The sequence below is a fragment of the Pararhodobacter sp. genome, from assembly GCF_034676075.1.
Lineage (GTDB): Bacteria > Pseudomonadota > Alphaproteobacteria > Rhodobacterales > Rhodobacteraceae > Pararhodobacter.
The window spans coordinates 1-18,878 of the sequence record NZ_JAUCCQ010000068.1 but is presented as its reverse complement, the minus strand read 5'-3'; the positions used below and the strand labels follow the sequence as shown (position 1 = coordinate 18,878).

The window sequence follows — 18,878 nt, the reverse complement described above, 5'->3', positions numbered from 1 at the left end:
GGGCGAGGGGTTTCGCCCTCGTTGCCCGCTGCCGCGGACGCCTCGGGCGACCAGGCGGGGGGCGCTGCCCCCCGCACCCCCCGGGATATTTGAGGCGCAAAGAAGGCGCAGTCGGCCGGGCGCTCAGCCCTCGCCGTTGCGCTTGCCGTTGCGCGCCGCCCAGAGGTCCGGGCGCCGCTCGCGGGTGATGCGCTCGCTTTCCGCGCGGCGCCATCTGGCGATCTCGGCATGGTTGCCGGACAACAGGACCGGCGGAATTTCGTGCCCCTCCCAGACCGGCGGCTTGGTGTATTGCGGATGTTCGAGGAGGCCCGCGGAATGGCTTTCCTCCTCGGTCGAAGCGGCATTGCCAAGGACGCCGGGCAGCAACCGGACGGTGGCGTCGATCATCGCCTGCGCCGCGATCTCACCGCCGGTCAGGACGAAATCGCCGAGGCTCACTTCCTCGATCCCGAAATGCTCGAGCACCCGCTCGTCGACACCCTCGAACCGCCCGCAGAGGAGCGTGACACCGTCGCAGGAAGCCCAGCGCCGCGCCGTCGCCTGATCGAAAGGCCGCCCCCGGGGCGAGAGATAGACGACAGGCCAGCGCGCGCGCCCCGGATTGCCCTGATCGGCGACGCGCAGGGCCCTCGCCACCACATCGGCGCGCAGCACCATCCCGGCGCCGCCGCCCGCGGGCGTGTCGTCCACGTTGCGGTGCTTGCCCTCGCCGAAGGGGCGCAGGTCGATCGTCTCCAGCCGCCACTGGCCGCGGTCCATGGCCTTGCCGGTCAGGGATTGCTCCAGCACGCCGGGAAAGGCGGCGGGGAACAGGGTGATGACTTTGGCGGTCCAGGCGCCCTTGATCCGCGGCGGGCCGCCCATCAGATCCTCGGGCTGGAGCGACAGCCGGATCGCCACCCGCCGGTGCGAGCGCTTGGGCGCCTCCTCCTCGTCGCTCATTCCCACAGGCCCTCGGGCGGGTCGGCGATGATCCGGCCCGCGGCCAGATCGACCGTCGGCACCACCGCCAAGGTGAAGGGCAGCAGCGCATTGCCCTTGCCGGGGCGCTGGATCTCCAGGATGTCGCCGGCACCATGGTTCAAGACCGCGCTCACCCGTCCCAGAACGGCGCCGCCGGTGTCCAGCACCGTCAGCCCGATCAGGTCGGCGTGATAGAATTCGTCATCGGGCAGGGCCGGCAGCCGCTCGCGGTCGGCGAAAAGCCGCAGGCCCTTCAGCGCCTCGGCCTCCTCGCGCGTGTCGATGCCGGAAAGCCGGGCCGAGAACCCGTTCGGGATCGCCTGTCCCAGCCGCACCGAGAACTGGCGTTTGCCATCCTCGGACCAGAGCGGCGCATAGGCGGCAATCGCCTCGGGCTGGGCGCAGAAGGACTTCAGCCGTACCTCGCCACGGACCCCGAAGGCCCCGGCGATCGCTCCCACACAGACCCGGTCACTGGCCACGTGCCGCCCCCATCATCTTCGTTCTGAAAATATCCTCAGGGGGGTCCGGGGGGCAGAATGCCCCCCGGCCGGTCGCCCGAGGGCGCGGCGCCGGAGGCGTCGCGGCCGAGGGCGAAACCCCTCGCCGGTCTTACTCGGCCGATTCGGCCTTCGCCGCGCGCTCTTTCGCGCGCTCGACGGCTTTCTTGCCCGGCTGGCCCTTGTTGGGGTTGTTGCGCTCGGTCTTGGCGCGGAGCCCCGCCGCTTCCAGGAAGCGCACGACGCGGTCGGTCGGCTGGGCGCCGCGGTCGAGCCAGAACTGGACGCGCTCGGCATCCATCTTCACGCGCTCTTCGCTGTCCTTGGCGACCAGCGGGTTGTAGGTGCCGATCTTCTCCAGGAAGCGGCCGTCGCGCGGCATGCGCGAATCGCAGACGACGATGGCGTAGAAGGGGCGCTTGTTCGAACCGCCACGGGCGAGACGGATTTTGGTAGCCATGGTTGGATCTCCTTTGAATGGCTGGTCAGGCGGACCCGAGGGGCCGCCAATTCGGGGTCAGTGCTGCAACCTCTCGTGGTGACGGATCACCTCCGAGATGATGAAGGTCAGGAATTTCTTGGCGAATTCCGGGTCGAGGTCGGCCTCTTTGGCCAACCATTCCAGCCGCTCGATCTGCCGCGCCTCGCGCGAGGGATCGGACGGGGGAAGGGCGTGTTCCGCCTTCAGCTTGCCCACCGCCTGGGTGTGCTTGAAGCGTTCGGCGAGGGTATAGACGAGGATCGCATCGAGCCGGTCGATGCTTTCGCGGTGGCCGCGCAGCAGGTCGTCGGCGCGTTGGGAATCGTCGGTCATGCGGGCCTCCGGGCCGTCGTTGCGGGCTGGGTTGCTTGCCGGGGCGCGCGGGCCGCCCCGGTCGGATGATGGCGCCAGACCTCACAGCCGTCGTGGGTCTCGAGGGGCGCGGCGCCCAGCCGCCGGGCCAGCGCCCGCGAACGGGCGTTGTCGGGCGCGATATAGCTGACCAGCGTGGTCAGGCCCAGCGGGCCCCAGGCATGGGCCAGCACCGCCTGCGCGGCTTCCTCGGCCAGGCCCTGTCCCTCATGCGCCTCGGTCAGGAACCAGCCGAGTTCCGGCTCCAGGTCCCCCGGCTCGAAGCCGATCAGGACGAAGCCCGCCGTCTCGCCAGCCAGGGTTTCAAGCGTCCAGATTCCGTGGCCGCGCAGCAGCCACAGGCTGACCAGCCGGCACCAGTCGTCCCAGGCATCGGCCCGGGTCAGGACCTCGCCCATCGGCTCGGCGCGGGGGCCGGTCAGGATCTCGGCATAGACCGGGAAATCCTCGAGCCGCGGGGCGCGCAGCACCAGCCGCTCGGTGCGCAGCACCGGCACCCGGGCGGCAATCGCCCGCGCCGCGTCCTGCGCGCGGCCGGGGATCGGCGTCTCGTGCGGGGCGGCGATCATGCGTAGGCCTCCATCCCGGCGCCCTGCGTGTCCGCAGCGGGGTGGCGCCAGATACCGGCCGCGCCGAATTGCGCATGGGTGACGCTGCTTTCGCGGATGCAGCCCAGCCGCGCCGCAAGCGCCTCGGAGCGGGTGTTGCCGTCGAGGATCAGGCTGATGGCGCTGGTCCAGCCCAGCGTCTCATAGGCCCAGGTCCGGGCCGCCAGCGCCGCTTCGGTGGCGATGCCGCGCCCCTCGCCCTGCCAGAGGGTCCAGGCGATTTCGGGTTCCGGCCAGCCCTCGGGGAAGAAGGGCCCGGTGGTGCCGAGCGCTTCGCCGGTCGCCTTGTCCTCGATCACGAGGACGCCGTAGCCGCGCAGCACCCAATGGCCGACCACATGGCCAAAGGCCCGCCAGGCGAGGTTGCGGTCCATCGGCCCGCCGGTGAAGCGGGCGCGCTCGCTGGCCAGATAGGCGGCGAAAGCGTCGAAATCGGCGGCACGCGGCGCGCGCAGCACCAGGCGCGGCGTTTCCAGCCGCGGCACCAGCGCCTCGAAGCTCTGCGAGAAATTCATGCCGCGCCCCCTTCCGGGTGGCGCCAGGCCAGCACGTCGTCGGTGCCGGGCGTCGGCGCCGCGGCATCGGGCGCGCAACCAAGCCGCCGGGCCAGCGCCTCGGAGCGGGTGTTGGCCCGGTCGATGTAGCTGACGAAGCGGGTCCAACCCAAAGTGTGCCGCGCCCAGTCGCGCACCGCGCCCGCCGCCTCGAAGGCATAGCCCTTGCCCTCGGCCCCGGCGTGCCAGATCGACCAGCCGATTTCCGGCTCGGGCCAGGCGGCGGGGAACCACGGCCCGGCCATGCCCAGCGCCCGGTCGTCGCCCTTGGCGGTGATGGTGAACATGCCGTAGCCGCGCAGCACCCAATGCCCGATGACATGGCCGAAGCCGCGCCAGGCCTTTTCGTCGTCCATGTCCGCCGCGCGCACGAAGCGCGAGCGTTCGTCGCGCGTGAAATCCAGGAACAGCGGCCAATCCGCCGCCACCGGCGCGCGCAGCACCAGCCGCTCGGTGGTCAGGACCGGCGTGGCCGAGAGGGTCACAGCGCTCATGCCGCCCTCCGCAGATCGTGCAGGATCACCACATCGCCCGGGTCCACACCCGGCCGCACCGGGTCGATCACCCCGCCCAGCCTGAGGCCCAGCGCGATGGAGCGGGTGTTGCGCGGGTCGATGATATTGACCAGATGGTCCCAGCCGAACCGCGCGCGCGCCCAGCCCATGACGGCACGGGCCGCTTCCAGCGCGATGCCGCGGCCCTCGGCCCCGGGCACCACGAACCAGCCCAGCTCGGTCTCGGGGAAACCCTCAGGCTGGTAGATCCCGACATCGCCCAGATAGGCGCCGGTTTCGCGATCCTCGACCGCGAAGGGGCCATAGCCGCGCAGCAGCCAGAGCGCCACATCCGAGGCCCAGACGCGATAGGCGCCCACGCGGTCCAGCGGCCCGCCCTCATAGACCGAGCGCTCGGTGGCGAAGAAATCCGCCCAATGCTCGAAATCCGGGAGCTGCGGCTGGCGCAGGATCAGGCGGTCGGTGGTCAACAGGGGAGCGATCATCGCCAGCCCTCCGTCCCCGGCGCGCAGGCCCGCAGCCCGGCGGTGGCAGGCACCGTCGGCAGGGTCGCGCAGAGGATCAGGGCGAGGCGCATGCGTTTACCGTTTCTTGCCGAAGCCCGAGAGCCCGCCGGGCAGGCCACCGCCCAGCCCGGGCAATCCGCCCATGCCGCGCGGCATCGCCCCGCCGCGCATCGCGGCCGAAGCGGCTTTCATCGCCTCGGGATCGGCCAGCTGCTTTTGCATCTCGGCCATGTCGGGGTTCTTGCCGAACATCGACTTCATCGCCTGTTTCAGCATGCCGCCCTTGCCCATCTTCTTCATCACATCGGCCATCTGCCGGTGCATCTTGAGCAATTTGTTCAGCTCGGACACTTCCAGCCCGGCCCCCGCCGCGATCCGCTTCTTGCGGCTCGCTTGCAACAGCTCGGGATTGGCGCGTTCCTTCTTGGTCATCGACTGGATCAGGGCGATCTGGCGCTTGAGCATGCGATCGTCGAACCCGGCTTCCTCGGCCTGTTTCGACATCTTGGCCATGCCGGGCATCATGCCCATCACCGATTGCATGCCGCCCATCTTCAGCATCTGGTCCAGCTGCTGCTTCAGGTCGTTCATGTTGAACTGACCCTTCTGGAAGCGCTTCATCATCCGCTCGGCCTGCTCGGCCTCCAGCGTCTGCTGCGCGCGCTCGACCAGCGCGACGATATCGCCCATCCCGAGGATGCGGCCGGCGATCCGCTCGGCCTCGAAGGTCTCCAGCGCGTCGGTCTTCTCACCGAGACCGACGAAACGGATCGGCTTGCCGGTCACCGCGCGCATCGACAGCGCCGCGCCGCCCCGGCCATCGCCGTCCATCCGGGTGAGGACCACGCCGGTGATCCCGACCTTGCCCTCGAACTCGGTCGCCACGTTGACGGCGTCCTGACCGGTCAGACCGTCGACCACCAGCAGCGTCTCGCGCGGGTTGACCGCGTCGCGAACCGCCTGAACCTCGTCCATCAGCACTTCGTCGATGTGCAGACGGCCGGCGGTATCCAGGAGATAGACGTCATAGCCGCCCAGCGTCGCCTGCGACTTGGCGCGCTTGGCGATGGCGACCGCGTTCTCGCCCTTGACGATCGGCAGGGTATCGACGCCGATCTGCCCGCCAAGGATGGCCAGCTGCTCCATCGCCGCCGGGCGGTTGGTATCGAGGGAGGCCATCAGCACCCGCTTGCCCTCGCGCTCCTTCAACCGGCGCGCCAGCTTGGCGGTGGTGGTGGTCTTGCCCGAGCCCTGTAGACCGACCATCAGCACCGGCGCCGGCGGGTTGTCGATCTTCAGGCGACCCGGATCCTCGTCGCCCCTCAGCGTGGCGATCAGCTCGTCATGGACGATCTTCACCACCTGCTGGCCGGGCGTCACCGATTTGGTCACCGCCGAGCCCGTCGCCTTTTCCTGCACCCGCTTGATGAAGCTGCGCGCCACCGGCAACGAGACATCCGCCTCCAACAGCGCCACCCGCACCTCGCGCAGCGCCGCCGTCACATCGTCGGCAGACAGCGCGCCCTGCTTGGTGAGGCGGTCGAAGACGCCGCCAAGGCGCTCGGACAGATTCTCGAACATGGCAGTCCTTTCGGGACAGGCTTCGGGGCCACGGGGTTCCGCACCCGTGGGCGCAACGCGCTGACGGATGGCGATCCCCGCAAAATGCGATGGGACCGGACGCGAGAGGGCATCCGGGGAATTGCCCGCGACATAGGCCCGCAGGCCGCCCGAGTCAAGGAAATCCCCCGCCAGAGCCCGCGCCGCCTGTGCTTTTCATTCTGCCTGAAATACGCTCGGGGGGTCCGGGGGGCAGACGGCCCCCCGGCCTATCCACCCAGAGGACCGCCGGATGTTCGCGATCGCCGACCACAACCCCACCCGCCACATCCGCTTTCCCTATGTGAACTGGGCGATCATCGCGCTCTGCACCCTTGCCTTCGTGATGCAGGTCCCCTGGCCCGATTACGCCTTCACCCCGGCGTCGCTGCACCCCGTGGGCGGGTTGAAGCCCCCCGGCGGCGGACCCGAGGTCATGGGCCAGATGGTCAGCTACATGTTCCTGCACGCCACCTGGCTGCATCTGATCGGCAACATGGTCACGCTCTGGGTCTTCGGCGACAATATCGAGGATGCGATGGGCCATTGGCGCTATCCTCTCTTCTTCGTCCTCTGCGGCATGGCGGGCGCCGGGGCCGAGGCCTGGCTTTCGGCCGATCCGACGGTGCCGGTGATCGGCGCCTCGGGCGCCATCGCCGGGGTGATGGGCGCCTATCTGCTGCTGCATCCACGCGCCAAGGTGCTGGTGCTGGTCGCCTTCCGCGTCCCGGTCCTGGCGCCTGCCGGGCTGTTCGTCGGGCTTAGTGTGGCGCTCGACGTGATCGCCGCCCTGTCCGAGATCCCGGGCGAGGTGCGGGTCGCCTTCTGGGCCCATGTCGGCGGTTTCGCCGCCGGGGCGGTGCTGATCGTGCTGATGCGCTGGCGCGACGTGCCGCTCTTCCAGCCGCCCCAGCCGCATCCCGAGGCGGGGTTCTTCGGCGCGGGCCGCTGGCTGCCGGATTTCGGCAAGGAACGCCCGGGCGGCTCGGCGCTGTGGTTCTGGGTCAAGGCGACGGTCTTCTTCGTCGTCGTCGCCGTGCTGGTCGAGACGGTGCTCGGGGGGGCCGTCTGATGCTGGTTGTCGCCGCGCTTTACCATTTCGCCCGTTTCCCCGATCCGGCCGCGCTGAAAGGCCCGCTGGCCCGGCTCGGCTGTGCGCAGGGGGTCAAGGGCTCGCTCCTGCTGGCGCCCGAGGGGATCAACGGCACCATCGCCGGCACCCGCGAAGGCATCGACGCCATGCTGGCGCATATCCGCGCCCTGCCCGGCTGCGCCGATCTGGAGTGGAAGGAATCCCCCGCCGAAACCATGCCCTTCGGCCGCCTCAAGGTGCGCCTCAAGCGCGAGATCGTGACCATGGGCCAGCCCGGCGTCGATCCCCGCGCCCGCGTCGGCCATTATGTCGAGGCACAGGACTGGAACGCCCTGATCAGCGCCCCCGACGTGGCCGTCATCGACACCCGCAACGATTACGAGGTCGCCATCGGCAGTTTCGAGGGCGCCGTGGACCCGGGCACCAAGGCCTTCGGCGATTTCCCGGCCTGGTGGGAGGCCAACCGCGAGCGCTTCCACAACAAGCGCATCGCCATGTTCTGCACCGGCGGCATCCGCTGCGAGAAATCGACCAACTGGCTGCTGGGTCAGGGGGTCGAGGAGGTCTATCACCTCAAGGGCGGCATCCTGAAATACCTCGAAGAGGTGCCCGAGGAAGACAGCCTCTGGCACGGCGGCTGCTTCGTCTTCGACCAGCGCGTCGCGGTGGGGCATGGGCTGAAACCCACGGGCCACGCCCTCTGCCACGCCTGCCGCCGACCACTGGAGCCAGAGGACCTGCAGCACCCCGATTACGAGGAGGGCGTGAGCTGCGCCCTCTGCATCGGCGAGTATTCCGAAGAACGCCGCGAAGGCTTCCGCGAACGCCAGCGCCAGATCAAGCTGGCCGAGGCGCGGGGCGCGCGGCATCTGGGGCCGGACGAGGCGTAGGATGGGCCGTTCCGCGCCCCGGCGCGGGTTGGCCCATCCCCGGCGCGGCGGTTTCGGCCGCAAGACGGCGCTTTCCCCTGTCCGCGGCGGCCCGAGATGCCTAATTCTTGGGCATCAGCCGGAGGTCCCCATGAGCGACACACCCGACCCCGCCTCGCCGCCCTGCTACGCGCATGAGCTTCCGCCGCCTGCTCAGGCCGTGGATTGGCCCCTCTGGCGCAAGGCCCAGCGCGAGGCGCTGCTGGCCGCCCGGCAGGCGATCCCGGTCGAGGAACGCACCCGGGTCGCCGCCGAGGTGGCGGGGGTGCTGGACCGCCTGATCGCCCCGGGACCGGGGCAGGTCATCAGCCTCTACTGGCCGTTCAAGGCGGAGCTGGATCTGCGGTTCTGGATGGAGGCAGCGCAGGCGAAGGGCGCCCGGATCGCCCTGCCCTTGGTCGAGGCCAAGGGCCGGCCGCTGAAATTCCGCGAATGGTTCCCCGGCTGCGCCATGGAGCGCGGGATCTGGAACATCCTGCAACCGGCGGGACCTGAGGAGATCACGCCGAGCGTGGTGATCGCGCCGCTGGTGGGCTTCGACCCCGATGCCTTCCGGCTGGGCTATGGCGGCGGGTTCTTCGACCGGACGCTCGCCGCGCTGGGGCCAGGGGTGAAGGCGGTCGGCGTCGGCCATCCCTCGGCCGCGCTGCGCACGATCCATCCCCAGCCGCACGACATCGCCATGAACGCGATCGTGACGGGGGAGAAGGGCGTGATCCTCAACGGGTGGTGAGGTGCGCGGTGGGATGAAATCCCACCCTACAGGCGGCGGTGGGGTGACACCCCATTCTACAGGCTCTGCGTAGGGTGGGATTTCATCCCACCCCGCGCCTCACCGCAACCCGGCCAACAACGTCGCCGCCCAGAACAGACCCGCCGACAGCGCCGCGGTGGCGGGCACCGTAATCACCCAGGCCGCGAGGATCGTCAGCATATGCGAGCGGCGCACGACCTTGCGACGGGTCCGTTCCTCAACCGGCAGGGTCGAGAGGTCGCGGTTCTCCTTCAGGATCTTCTCGTGATACCATTCGCGGTAGAAACCCACGCCGAAGATCCCGCCGATGGCGATATGGGTGGAGCTGACCGGCAGCCCCAGCCACGAGGCGATGATCACCACCACCGCCGCCGCCAAAGCCACGCACCAGGCGCGCATGGCGTTGAGGCGCGTGATCTCGGACCCCACGATGTTGATCAGCTTCGGCCCGAACAGCATGAGGCCCACCGACAGGCCTACGGCGCCGACGATCATCACCCAATAGGGGATCTGCACCCGGTCGCCCGAGGCCCCGTCCGACACCGCGTGCACGATGGCGGCCAGCGGCCCCACGGCATTGGCCACGTCATTGGCACCATGCGCGAAGCTGAGCAGCGCCGCCGACAGCACCAGCGGGATGGCGAAGAGGCCCTTCAGGGATTTCGTCCGGTTCTCCAGCCCGCGCGACTGGCGGGCGATCACCGGGCGCATGACCAAGGCCAGCGGCACGGCCACGGCCAGCCCCACCAGCAGCGATTCGCCCAGCGACAGATGCACCAGCGCCTTCAGCCCCTTCAGCGCCATGTAGGTCGCAAAGACCCCGCCCATCACGCCGATCAGCACCGGCACCCAGGTGCGGGCGGCGGCGATCTTGTCCTCGCGATAGAGGATCCGGTTGTTCAGAAGCGCCAGGAACAGCGCCGCGATCACCCCGCCCATGACGGGTGAGATCACCCAGCTGGCGGCGATGGTGCCCATGACCGACCAATTGACCGCGCCGAAACCCGCCGCGGCGATCCCCGCGCCCATCACGCCCCCGACGATGGAATGCGTGGTCGAGACCGGCGCGCCCATGGCGGTGGCGAGGTGGATCCAGAGCGCGCCCGCCAGCAGCGCCGCCATCATCGCCCAGACGAAGATCTCGGGCGCTGCGACGCTTTCGGGCGCGACGATCCCGCGAGAGACGGTGGAGACGACATCGCCCCCGGCCAGCAGCGCCCCGGCGGTTTCACAAAGCGCGGCGATGACCAGCGCGCCGCCCAGCGTCACGGCCCGGGCGCCCACCGCCGGGCCCATGTTATTGGCGACATCGTTGGCGCCGATGTTCAGCGCCATATAGGCGCCGATGGCGGCGGCCAGCACCACCACCCAGGTCCCGGCGCCGCCGCCCATGATGGTGACGGCGGCCAGACCGGCGATGACGATGAAGACCAGCGCGATCCCCGGCGCGACCAGCGGCCGCGAGGTGAAGAGCGTCGCCTGCTCCAACAGGCCAATACGGCCGAGGTCCTTGTCGAGGGTCTTGATGGCCTTGGCGTTCGGGTCGGCAGGCGAGGTCATGCGGGCTCCGGGGAGTGTCACAGAACTGTTACAGCCCCCTAACGCGGCATGGGCTCGATCACAACCGGGAAGTCAGGCCAGCGCGCGGATCACCGCCTTCAACTCGGGCTCTTCCACCGCTTTCGCCGCCTCGTTCACCCGCATCCAGCTGCGGCGGCGCCGGGCCTTCTCGGGGTAATCCTCGGCCAGACCGGTCACGTCGATCCGGTAGACCGAGCAGCGGCAGGTCACCGGGATCCCGCCCTTGACGGTTTTCTGGTAGCCGTAGCTGCCGACCGGGTATTCATCGACCGCCCCCTGCACGCCCGCTTCTTCCCAGGCCTCCTGCAAGGCGGCCTGGGCCAGCGACTTGCCCTCCATCGGCCAGCCCTTCGGCACGATCCAGCGCTTCGAATCGAGGCTGGTCACCAGCAGCACCTCGGGACCCTTCTTGCCCTGCCGCACGCACAAGGCCGCCGTCTGAACGAATTCAGGGCGCTTGAACACGGGTTCGACAAAGTTGCGAAAGGCCGCCAGGGCGGTCTGTTTCATGCGGTTCGGCTCGACCTCGGGGGCTGCCCCTGTCGGGGGCGGCTCGTTTTGCGGTTTGGACTTATCCACAGACTGCGCTCAGCTTTCCGGGTCGTCAACAGGACCGCGCAAGGATTTGACCGACCCGCGCCGGGTTTTCGCATCCATGCGGCGTTGCTGGCTACCATAGGTGGGTTTCGTGGCAATCCGGCGACGGGGCGCGACCAGCGCCTGGCGGATCAGGTCGGTCAGCCGCTCGCGGGCGATTTCGCGGTTGCGGGCCTGGCTGCGGGTCTCGTCCACCTGCAGGACCAGCGCCCCCTCCAGCGTCCAGCGCCGCCCGGCCAGCCGCTTGAGCCGCGCCTTGACGGCGGGCGTCAGCGCCGGCGAACGCTCGGCCTCGAACCGCAGTTCCACGGCCGAGGAGACCTTGTTGACGTTCTGTCCGCCGGGCCCCGAGGCGCGCATGAAGCTCTCGCTCAGTTCCCAGTCCTGAATGACGATCTGATCGGTGACGTAAAGCATGGATCTTGAAATAGGGTTCGCAACGCTAATCGAAAGGGCCGCCCGGCTATTCGAGCGGCCCTCACGAGCTTCAGGAGATGGAGCCGGTTAGAAACAGGCCCAATCAGGATATTACAGCCGACGGGCTGCCGTCAGCTGGCCGTCCTCCTGACTGTCCCGACACCTCTCTCCAATATCACTCTCGACACTGGACCACCTCCTTTCGCTGGGTTGAACCGTAAGGCGATGGTGGCATGTATGTTGTATTTGTCAAAGGCTTTTACGCCATCCTTTGGGTCAATTTCGCAACGATGAGCCGGAAGGGCAACAAAGCCACCATCGCCAGCGCCAATTTGACCATCCAGTCGGCAAGCGCGAGAGAAACCCACAAAGGTGTCATCGGACCGACACCGAGCACTGGCAAAATCTCCTGCGCCCAGCTAACATCCGCCGCCGGATCGACCCAGGCCATGGTCACCGAGAAGGCGGTCGAGAAGAAGATCAGCGTATCGAGCGAGGCGCCGATCAGGGTCGAGATCAGCGGCGCTTTCCACCACGCCCCGCCGCGGACTGCGTTGAAGACGCCGATATCGACCATCTGCGCCACCAGGAACGCGGCGCCCGAACCCAGCGCGATGCGCAAGGTGACGGCGGGATATTCGTAGCCGTCGCCCTGGATCATGATCTGCGTGCCGATGAGCGAACAGAGCACACCCACGGCGAACCCGGCCCAGACGACGCGGCGCGCGGCCTGCGGTCCGTAGACGCGGTTCATCACATCGGTAACGAGGAAGGCGAAGGGATAGGTCAGCGCCCCCCAGGTGAGCCAGTCACCCAGAAGGAATTGCACGAGGATATTCGAGGCCACGACGATGGCGGCCATGGCAAGGATGCCGGGCAGATGGATGCGGGTCATGTTCTGAAACCGTTTTGACAAGGTGGTCGGGGACTTGGCCGCGCCTCCGGTCCGTTCTGGCCGGGCGGGCGACGCGCTCCTCTACGCCCGCGCGCCCAACAAATCAAGGGCGGGATGAAGAGGTCGTGATCCGCAATCGCCACGAGACGCTTTGATTGCAGGGAAGGAGTGCTATCGTACCCGGTAATTGACCGATCCTCCGGGGAATATATTCATGACTGCCTTTTCGCTTCGCGGCTCGACCGCGCTCGTCGCGCTTTCGGTGTCTCTGACCCTAGGCGCTCCGTTCACCGCCATCGCCCAGGACACGCCCGAGATCGCGGTGCCCGAAGCGGCGCCGCCCGCCGCCGCCGCCCCTGCCCCCGCAACGCAGGAAGCCCGCTGGCAGCCGGTCACCCGGCTGGGTCTCAGCTTCGAGGTGCCGCCCGGCATCGAGATCCCCGAAACCCCCGAGGGCCTGCGCGAATTCGCCGTCTCGACCATCGGCGCCGATGGGGTGGGCGCGCGGATGGGGATCCGCCTGCTGGATACCGCCGAACGCGAGAGCATGCCCGCCCCCGGCTCGCCCGAGATGGCGCCCTTCCTGTCCGACCTGTCGGGCGTGCCGGTGACCGCGACCGGGGTCGAGATGACGGTGGGCACCTGGCGGCTCATCGCCTATGGCGGCAGCGGGCCGATCCCGGCCTCGGGCGGCGGCACGCTCGACGCGCGGATGCTCTATCTCATCGCCGCCGAACCCGACGAGAACGGCCAGGCGCTGATGGTCGCGGTGTTCAGCGCGGGCCTCGGGGCCGAGGTCTCGGCCGAGCTGGAGGCGCATTTCATCGGCTCGCTGGCGCCCGCAGGCGACGCCGCGGACCCGGCGCTGGCCGCCTTCGCCGCCCTGCCCGCGCCCGATGGCTCCACCCCCGAGGGCTGGAGCCGGGGCGAGGCGATGGGCTTCAGCTTTGCCGCGCCCCGCACCGCCGCCCGGCTCGACGATCTGGCCAGCGACCACCCGCGGCTCAGGGCCCGGGTCCGCGACGCCGCGCGCGGCACACGTCTGGTGGTCGGCGTGCACCGGCTGGGCCCGTCGGAACTGCGCCAGATCGACGACACCATCCCGGGCACCCCCGAGTTCAGCGCCGCCATGGTCGCGAGCGGCGAGGCGCCGATGGCCGCCATCCCCGAGCCGGTGATGGTCGGCGGTCGGCCGATGCTCGCCTTCTCGGAATTCGAGGATCGCGGCGAGAGCGTGCTGTTCAACCTGTCGCTCGTCACCACCGAGCCGGATGCCGAGGGTAACTGGACCCGCTTCTTCATCGAGACCAGCGGTTATCCCCGGGCCGAGGCCGAAGCGCTGGTGGCGCAGGCCCTTGGCTCGCTGGCCCGGACCGAGCACGAGACCACCGGGATGACCGAGCCCGCCGCGACCGACGACCCGGCGGCGCCGCTGCTGGCCGCGGTCGAGGCGATGCCCCTGCCCGCCCGCGTCACGCCCGAGGGCTGGCAGCGCCACAGCGCCTTCGGCCTCTCCGTCGCCGCGCCTGCCGAGGCCGAGATGACCGACCGCCGCGAGCGGCGGCACCCGGAACTCTCGCTCGCGCTGCGGCCCTCCGGCGCCGCGACGGCGCTTGAGATCGGGCTGGCATCGATGAATGCCGAGGAACTCTCGACCGTCGGCATCGCGCCGGGAACGCCGGGCTTCCTCGAGATGATCGCCGGGCGCGCCGGGATCCCGACCGCCGAGAGCCCGCGCCGCATTCTGGTCGGCGACCGGGGGATGATCATCTATATCGGCATGGGCACGCGCGAACGCCCGCCGCAGCAGGGCGGCCACGAGCGCAGCGTCTATCTGATCACCGACGAACCCGACGCCGAGGGCAATTACGCCTTCGTCGGCGCCACCGCGCGCGGCTATTCCCCGGACGAGGCGGAAACGCTGGTCAATCAGGTCATCGCCTCGATCGCGCCCGATCTTGCCGAGCCGGAAGCGGAAGCGGCGACGACCGACAGCCCGCCCGCCGCCGAAGGCGCCACGCTGGGCTTTGATGCCATCGCCGCGGCGCTGCCTGATCCTTCTGGCACGATGCCCGAAGGCTGGGACGCGGTCGAGGCGATGGGCGTGCGCATGGCGGTGCCGCCCGGCCTTGAGGTCGATGTCGACCCCGAGGGCCGCGGCCTCGACATCGGCGGCCGCGACGAGGCGGCGCGGACCGAGATCGAGATGGGTGGCGTGGTGGCGGCGCCCGACCGGCTCGCGCCCTTCGACGGCCCGCCCGGCAGCCCCGGCTTTGCTGAGGGTCTGGCGCAATGGGCCCGGGTCGAGGTCCACGATTCCGGGCGCGAGCTTCGTCTCGGCGAGCGGTCGATGCGGCTCTACATCGCTTCGGGCGCGCAGGAGGAAACCCCGCAGCTGGGCGGCCGGGTGACCGGCTTCTATCTGGTGTCGATGCAGCCCGATGCGGCGGGCGACACGCTGATCCTGGGCGGCGCCTTCCGCGGCTATGCCGAGGCCGACGCCGTGGCGCTGATCGGCCAGATCGTCGCCAGCCTCGGCGAGGCCGCCCCGGCCGATACCGCGACCGAGGCCCCGGCCATCGCCGAGGAAACCCCGATCCTGCCCGGCCTCGCCGGGATCCGGCTGCCCGAAGGCACCGCCCTCGCCGGCGAGAACCGCAACGCGCGCTCGGCCGACCTCTTCGTCGGCGCCGCAGATTCCCCGACCCCGCCGCACACGCGGATCAACGCCGGGCGCCTGATGGGCCGCGAGGTCGAGCGTCAGCTGACCCGCATGCTGCACCGGGTCGACGCGCTGACCGAATCCGAGATCGGCGGCGTGCCGGTCTGGGTGATCCACGGCACCGCCACCCATTCGCTGGAGGACCGCCCGGCCGACGCCGCCGCCGAGATCCCGGCGCAGATCATCGTGCCTCGGTTCTGCGAGGCCGGGAACCCGGTCTATCTGCTGGGCGTGCTGACCGCCCGGGGGGACGAGGCGCGGATCGACGCCACGCTGCCGGGGCTGGTGCTGCACCGGCCGGACGGGGCCGAAGACTGCCCCGACGCGATCATGGACCCGGTGCGGGCGATGATCGGCGGCGGCACGGAAACGGCGACCACCGAGCCGCCGCAGGCGCCGGTCACCTTGCCGCAGGCGCCCGAGGTTCCCGCCGGATGGGAGCGCCATGTCCGCTTCGGCCTGACCTTCGCCGCGCCCGCCGGGATGGAATTGCGCCGCGAGCGGACCGAGCCCGACCGGCTGGAATACTGGCTGCAAGCCCGCGATGCGGCAGGCGACGTGACCGAGGAAATCTCGTTCCGCGTCTTCACCCCCTCGGCGCTGGCGGCGATGCCGGTGCAGGGCCCCGACCAGCCGGGCTTTGCCGAGATGCTGTCGGGCTTCGGCGAAATCACCGTGAGCGAAAGCGGCGAACGGATGACGCTGGGCGATGTGACGCTGCGTGCCTTCCGGGGCGATACCAACGTCGACGGACGCCTTGAGCGGCAGCTCTATCTGATCGCCGAGGCGCCCTCGGCCAACGGGCTCAGCCCCTGGCTGGCGGTGCGCTCGGCCGGGCGGACCTCCGACGCCGCGCAGGCGTTCGAACAGGCCTTCCTGGCCAGCCTCGGCGGCAGCCCGATGCTCCCGCCGCAGACCCAGGAACCGCCGCCCGAACGCACGCCGCCGACGGTCGAGACGCCCCAGACGCAAACCCAGCCCCCGGTCGCCTCGACCGCCAGCCCCGAGGCGCAGGCCTTCCAGGCCGCGCGGACCGATGGCAGCACCGAATCGCTGCTGGCCTATCTGGCGGCCTATCCCCGCGGGCTGCATTCGGGCGATGCCCGGGCGATGCTGCGGGAACGCGGCATCGTGCCGCCGGACGAGCGACGCCCGACCACGCCCCAGGTCGATCCCGAGGCGATGGACTGGCAGCGCGCGCTGGACGAAGCGCGGATGGAGGGTTTCTGGACCTATCTCAAGATGTGGCCGCAGGGGCTGCACGCGGACGAGGCCCGCGCCCGGCTCGATCAGCTGCGCCCGCCCGCGCCGGTGCCCCATGCGCCGACGCCCCGGCCGATGAAGTAGGCGGAACGCGGGACTCGCAGGATGGGCAATATTGCCCATCCTGCGGGACGGCCTCAGACGCCGTCGCCGACGAAGGCCTTCTCGATCACGTAATCGGCGGGGGCGGAATTCGAGCCCTCTTCCAGCCCGAAGCCTTCCAGCACCGCCGCCACATCCTTGTTGAAGGCGAGCGAGCCGCAGACCATCGCCCGGTCCCGCGCCGGGTCGAGCGGTCCCTCGAGCCCCAGATCGGCAAAGACCTTGCCCGAGGTCAGGTTGTCGGTGATCCGGCCCATGAACGGGCTCTGTTCCCGGGTCGTGGTCGGGTAGTAATGCAGCTTGTCGCCGATCAGCTCGCCGATCAGGGGATCGTCGCGCAGATCCGCCACCAGCTGCCGCCCGTATTCCAGCTCCCCGGCCTCGCGGCAGGTGTGCATCATCACCACGCTGTCGTATTTCTCCCAGGTCTCGGGCTCGCGCAGCAGCCTGGCGAAGGGGGCAAACCCCGTCCCGGTGGCCAGGAACCACAGCCGCTTGCCGGGTTTCAGCGCGTCATGGACCAGCGTGCCCACGGGCTTGGGGCGCAGGATGATCGGCTGGCCGACCTCGATATGCTGCAGGCGCGAGGTCAGCGGACCATCCGGCACCTTGATCGAGTAGAATTCCAGCTCTTCGTCCCAGGCGGGCGAGGCGATGGAATAGGCCCGCAGGATCGGCTTGCCGTTGTCGCCAGCCAGCCCGATCATCACGAATTCCCCCGACCGGAAACGCAGGCTCTGCGGCCGCGTCACCCGGAAGGAAAACAGCCGGTCGGTCCAGTGAGTGACCTGGGTGACGGTCTGAAGGTCGGGGTTCACCTTGAGCGTGACGGGCGCGTTCATGCGGTCCTCCGCAGCCGGGCGCGGTAATCATTGGCCTGCCAGGCGGCGCGGGACAGCCATTGCGCTTCCGGTTGGCGCTCGGCCAGATCCTCGTCGATCTCGACCTCGTCGAACCCGGCCCGCCGGGCCATGGCGTATTGATCGGCGATGACATGGCCCGCAGCCCGCAGGCGCCCGGTGAAACCCGCGCGCCGCAGACGCGCCGCCAAAGTGAAGCCGCGCCCGTCCGAGAAGGCCGGGAAGCTCACGCGGATCGCCGTCACGCCGTCGATCTGCGTCTCGACCGCGGCGATATCGACATCGGGGGCGAGGTCGAACCAGTCGCCGTTATGGGTTTCGGGCTGAAAGCCCTGGTCGGTGACGATCACGCTCACGACGCCTGCCTCCTGATCACGCGGCCATCGACGATATGGATGCCGCATTCGTTCTTGTCCTGCCCGCGCCAGCGACCGGCACGGGGATCTTCGCCCGGGGCCACCGGCCCGGTGCAGGGCGCGCAGCCGATCGACGGATAGCCCTTGGCCACCAGCGGGTGCCGGGGCAGATCGTGCGCGTCCATGTAGGCCGCCAGATCCGCAGCCTTCCACCCGGCCAGCGGGTTGACCTTCAGATGCCCGGTCGTGCTGTCATGCTCGAACAGGTCGATGGCCGCGCGCTCGCCGCTCTGAAAGCGCTTGCGGCCGGTGATCCAGCCGTCGAAACCCTCAAGCGCCCGCTCCAGCGGCCGGGTCTTGCGCAGGTCGCAGCAGCTGTCGGTATCCGACAGGTGCAGCAGGTTGTCGCTGTCGCCCTGAAACAGCGCCTCGCGCGAAGGGCGGATGACCCGCAGGTCGCTCAGCCCCAGCCTTTCGGCCAAGTCGCGCTGATAGCTCAGCGTTTCCTCGAACAGCATCAGCGTGTCGATGAACAGCACCGGCGTGGCGCGGTCGATCTCGGCCACCATGTGCAGCAGCACGGCGGAATCGGCGCCGAAGCTCGACACCATGGCGATCTGCCCCAGCGCGCCCGAGAGCGCGACGCGCAGCGCGCCGGTGCCGTCGCCCTCGTAGCGGGCGTTCAGGCGGGTGAGGTCAGGCTGCATGACGTTCTGCGCCATAGAGCGCCTCCTTGAAGGGGCCGAGGCCGAGGCGGCGATAGGCCTGCAGGAAGGTCTCTTCGCGGCTGGTCCGCAGCTCCAGATAGGCGCGCAGGATCCGCTCGATGGCCGGGACGATCTGGTCATAGGCAAAGCCGGGACCGGTGCGTTCGCCCAGCGCCGCGTCTTCCGACCCGTCACCGCCCAGCGTGATCTGGTAGTTCTCCACCCCCGCGCGATCCAGGCCCAGGATGCCGATATGCCCGACGTGGTGATGCCCGCAGGCGTTGATGCAGCCCGAGATCTTGATCTTCAGCGGGCCGATGTCGTGCTCCAGCTTCAGCGCGTCGAAATGGGTGGCGATCTCCTGCGCGATGGGGATCGAGCGGGCGGTGGCCAGCGCGCAGTAATCCATGCCCGGGCAGGCGATGATATCGCTGACGAGCCCCACGTTCGCCGTGGCCAGCCCCCGCCCTTTCAGCGCCTTGTGCACCGCCGGCAGATCGG

Annotated in this window: 20 protein-coding genes and 1 pseudogene; 4 read left to right on the top strand and 17 right to left on the bottom strand. The window is 69.6% G+C overall.

Annotated elements, in window-relative coordinates; translation table 11 throughout:
• Nucleotides 1-123: 123 nt before the first annotated feature.
• From trmD to ffh, 9 genes are all read right to left on the bottom strand, one after another.
• Nucleotides 124-945 (bottom strand): tRNA (guanosine(37)-N1)-methyltransferase TrmD, encoded by an 822-nt coding sequence (trmD, locus tag VDQ18_RS15865; protein WP_323021890.1) that lies wholly within the window; start codon nucleotides 943-945, stop codon nucleotides 124-126.
• Nucleotides 942-1,448 carry a ribosome maturation factor RimM gene (rimM, locus tag VDQ18_RS15860; protein WP_323021889.1) on the bottom strand — a complete coding sequence of 169 codons (507 nt, stop codon included), beginning with the start codon at nucleotides 1,446-1,448 and terminating at the stop codon, nucleotides 942-944. Before rimM ends, trmD begins: the two co-directional genes overlap by 4 nt.
• Before the next feature lie 130 nt (nucleotides 1,449-1,578).
• Nucleotides 1,579-1,926, bottom strand: a complete 348-nt coding sequence (gene rpsP, locus VDQ18_RS15855) for a 30S ribosomal protein S16 (protein WP_323021888.1) — start codon at nucleotides 1,924-1,926, stop codon at nucleotides 1,579-1,581.
• Nucleotides 1,927-1,983: 57 nt separating this feature from the next.
• Complete coding sequence (locus VDQ18_RS15850) at nucleotides 1,984-2,280, bottom strand: chorismate mutase (RefSeq protein ID WP_107751292.1); 297 nt, start codon at nucleotides 2,278-2,280, stop codon at nucleotides 1,984-1,986.
• On the bottom strand, nucleotides 2,277-2,888 hold the full coding sequence (locus VDQ18_RS15845; RefSeq protein ID WP_323021887.1) for a GNAT family N-acetyltransferase: 612 nt from the start codon (nucleotides 2,886-2,888) through the stop codon (nucleotides 2,277-2,279). The genes VDQ18_RS15850 and VDQ18_RS15845 overlap by 4 nt, the downstream gene beginning before the upstream one ends.
• Complete coding sequence (locus tag VDQ18_RS15840; protein ID WP_323021886.1) at nucleotides 2,885-3,442, bottom strand: GNAT family N-acetyltransferase; 558 nt, start codon at nucleotides 3,440-3,442, stop codon at nucleotides 2,885-2,887. The genes VDQ18_RS15845 and VDQ18_RS15840 overlap by 4 nt, the downstream gene beginning before the upstream one ends.
• Complete coding sequence (locus tag VDQ18_RS15835) at nucleotides 3,439-3,975, bottom strand: GNAT family N-acetyltransferase (protein ID WP_323021885.1); 537 nt, start codon at nucleotides 3,973-3,975, stop codon at nucleotides 3,439-3,441. The genes VDQ18_RS15840 and VDQ18_RS15835 overlap by 4 nt, the downstream gene beginning before the upstream one ends.
• Nucleotides 3,972-4,481 (bottom strand): GNAT family N-acetyltransferase, encoded by a 510-nt coding sequence (locus VDQ18_RS15830; protein WP_323021884.1) that lies wholly within the window; start codon nucleotides 4,479-4,481, stop codon nucleotides 3,972-3,974. The genes VDQ18_RS15835 and VDQ18_RS15830 overlap by 4 nt, the downstream gene beginning before the upstream one ends.
• Nucleotides 4,482-4,577: 96 nt before the next feature.
• Nucleotides 4,578-6,083 carry a signal recognition particle protein gene (gene ffh, locus VDQ18_RS15825; RefSeq protein ID WP_323021883.1) on the bottom strand — a complete coding sequence of 502 codons (1,506 nt, stop codon included), beginning with the start codon at nucleotides 6,081-6,083 and terminating at the stop codon, nucleotides 4,578-4,580.
• A 271-nt stretch (nucleotides 6,084-6,354) separates the two neighbouring features.
• Here ffh and VDQ18_RS15820 point away from each other — a divergent pair, with 271 nt between their 5' ends.
• The 3 genes from VDQ18_RS15820 (at nucleotide 6,355) to VDQ18_RS15810 (ending at nucleotide 8,856) form a co-directional block, all read left to right on the top strand.
• Complete coding sequence (locus VDQ18_RS15820; RefSeq protein WP_323021882.1) at nucleotides 6,355-7,173, top strand: rhomboid family intramembrane serine protease; 819 nt, start codon at nucleotides 6,355-6,357, stop codon at nucleotides 7,171-7,173.
• Nucleotides 7,173-8,084, top strand: a complete 912-nt coding sequence (locus tag VDQ18_RS15815) for a rhodanese-related sulfurtransferase (RefSeq protein ID WP_323021881.1) — start codon at nucleotides 7,173-7,175, stop codon at nucleotides 8,082-8,084. Before VDQ18_RS15820 ends, VDQ18_RS15815 begins: the two co-directional genes overlap by 1 nt.
• 130 nt (nucleotides 8,085-8,214) lie before the next feature.
• Nucleotides 8,215-8,856: a 5-formyltetrahydrofolate cyclo-ligase gene (locus VDQ18_RS15810; protein ID WP_323021880.1), complete on the top strand. Its 642-nt coding sequence runs from the start codon at nucleotides 8,215-8,217 to the stop codon at nucleotides 8,854-8,856.
• 99 nt (nucleotides 8,857-8,955) lie between these two features.
• Here VDQ18_RS15810 and VDQ18_RS15805 read toward each other — a convergent pair whose 3' ends face one another.
• The 4 genes from VDQ18_RS15805 to VDQ18_RS15790 form a co-directional block, all read right to left on the bottom strand.
• Nucleotides 8,956-10,437, bottom strand: coding sequence for an inorganic phosphate transporter (locus VDQ18_RS15805; protein WP_323021879.1), 1,482 nt, complete (start codon nucleotides 10,435-10,437; stop codon nucleotides 8,956-8,958).
• Between the two features lie 72 nt (nucleotides 10,438-10,509).
• A complete protein-coding gene (locus VDQ18_RS15800) occupies nucleotides 10,510-10,968 on the bottom strand; it encodes an NUDIX hydrolase (protein ID WP_323021878.1) in 459 nt (152 codons plus the stop codon).
• A gap of 78 nt (nucleotides 10,969-11,046) precedes the next feature.
• The gene (gene arfB, locus VDQ18_RS15795; protein WP_323021877.1) at nucleotides 11,047-11,472 is read right to left on the bottom strand and encodes an alternative ribosome rescue aminoacyl-tRNA hydrolase ArfB; all 426 of its coding nucleotides are present in this window, start codon (nucleotides 11,470-11,472) and stop codon (nucleotides 11,047-11,049) included.
• A 259-nt stretch (nucleotides 11,473-11,731) separates the two neighbouring features.
• Entirely contained in the window at nucleotides 11,732-12,367 is a 636-nt protein-coding gene (locus tag VDQ18_RS15790) for a queuosine precursor transporter (protein WP_323021876.1), read from the bottom strand.
• 214 nt (nucleotides 12,368-12,581) lie between these two features.
• Between VDQ18_RS15790 and VDQ18_RS15785 the strand changes: the two genes are divergently transcribed.
• Nucleotides 12,582-16,436 carry a hypothetical protein gene (locus tag VDQ18_RS15785; RefSeq protein WP_323021875.1) on the top strand — a complete coding sequence of 1,285 codons (3,855 nt, stop codon included), beginning with the start codon at nucleotides 12,582-12,584 and terminating at the stop codon, nucleotides 16,434-16,436.
• A 53-nt stretch (nucleotides 16,437-16,489) separates the two neighbouring features.
• Here VDQ18_RS15785 and VDQ18_RS15780 read toward each other — a convergent pair whose 3' ends face one another.
• The 4 genes and pseudogenes from VDQ18_RS15780 to VDQ18_RS15765 all read right to left on the bottom strand — a co-directional run.
• Nucleotides 16,490-17,296, bottom strand: coding sequence for a ferredoxin--NADP reductase (locus VDQ18_RS15780; protein WP_323021874.1), 807 nt, complete (start codon nucleotides 17,294-17,296; stop codon nucleotides 16,490-16,492).
• Nucleotides 17,293-17,670: a DUF934 domain-containing protein gene (locus tag VDQ18_RS15775; protein WP_107751307.1), complete on the bottom strand. Its 378-nt coding sequence runs from the start codon at nucleotides 17,668-17,670 to the stop codon at nucleotides 17,293-17,295. Before VDQ18_RS15775 ends, VDQ18_RS15780 begins: the two co-directional genes overlap by 4 nt.
• Nucleotides 17,667-18,392 (bottom strand): phosphoadenylyl-sulfate reductase, encoded by a 726-nt coding sequence (locus VDQ18_RS15770; RefSeq protein WP_323021873.1) that lies wholly within the window; start codon nucleotides 18,390-18,392, stop codon nucleotides 17,667-17,669. Before VDQ18_RS15770 ends, VDQ18_RS15775 begins: the two co-directional genes overlap by 4 nt.
• Nucleotides 18,367-18,878, bottom strand: a pseudogene (locus VDQ18_RS15765) (nitrite/sulfite reductase); the annotation flags it as partial. The gene VDQ18_RS15770 and the pseudogene VDQ18_RS15765, both read right to left, overlap by 26 nt.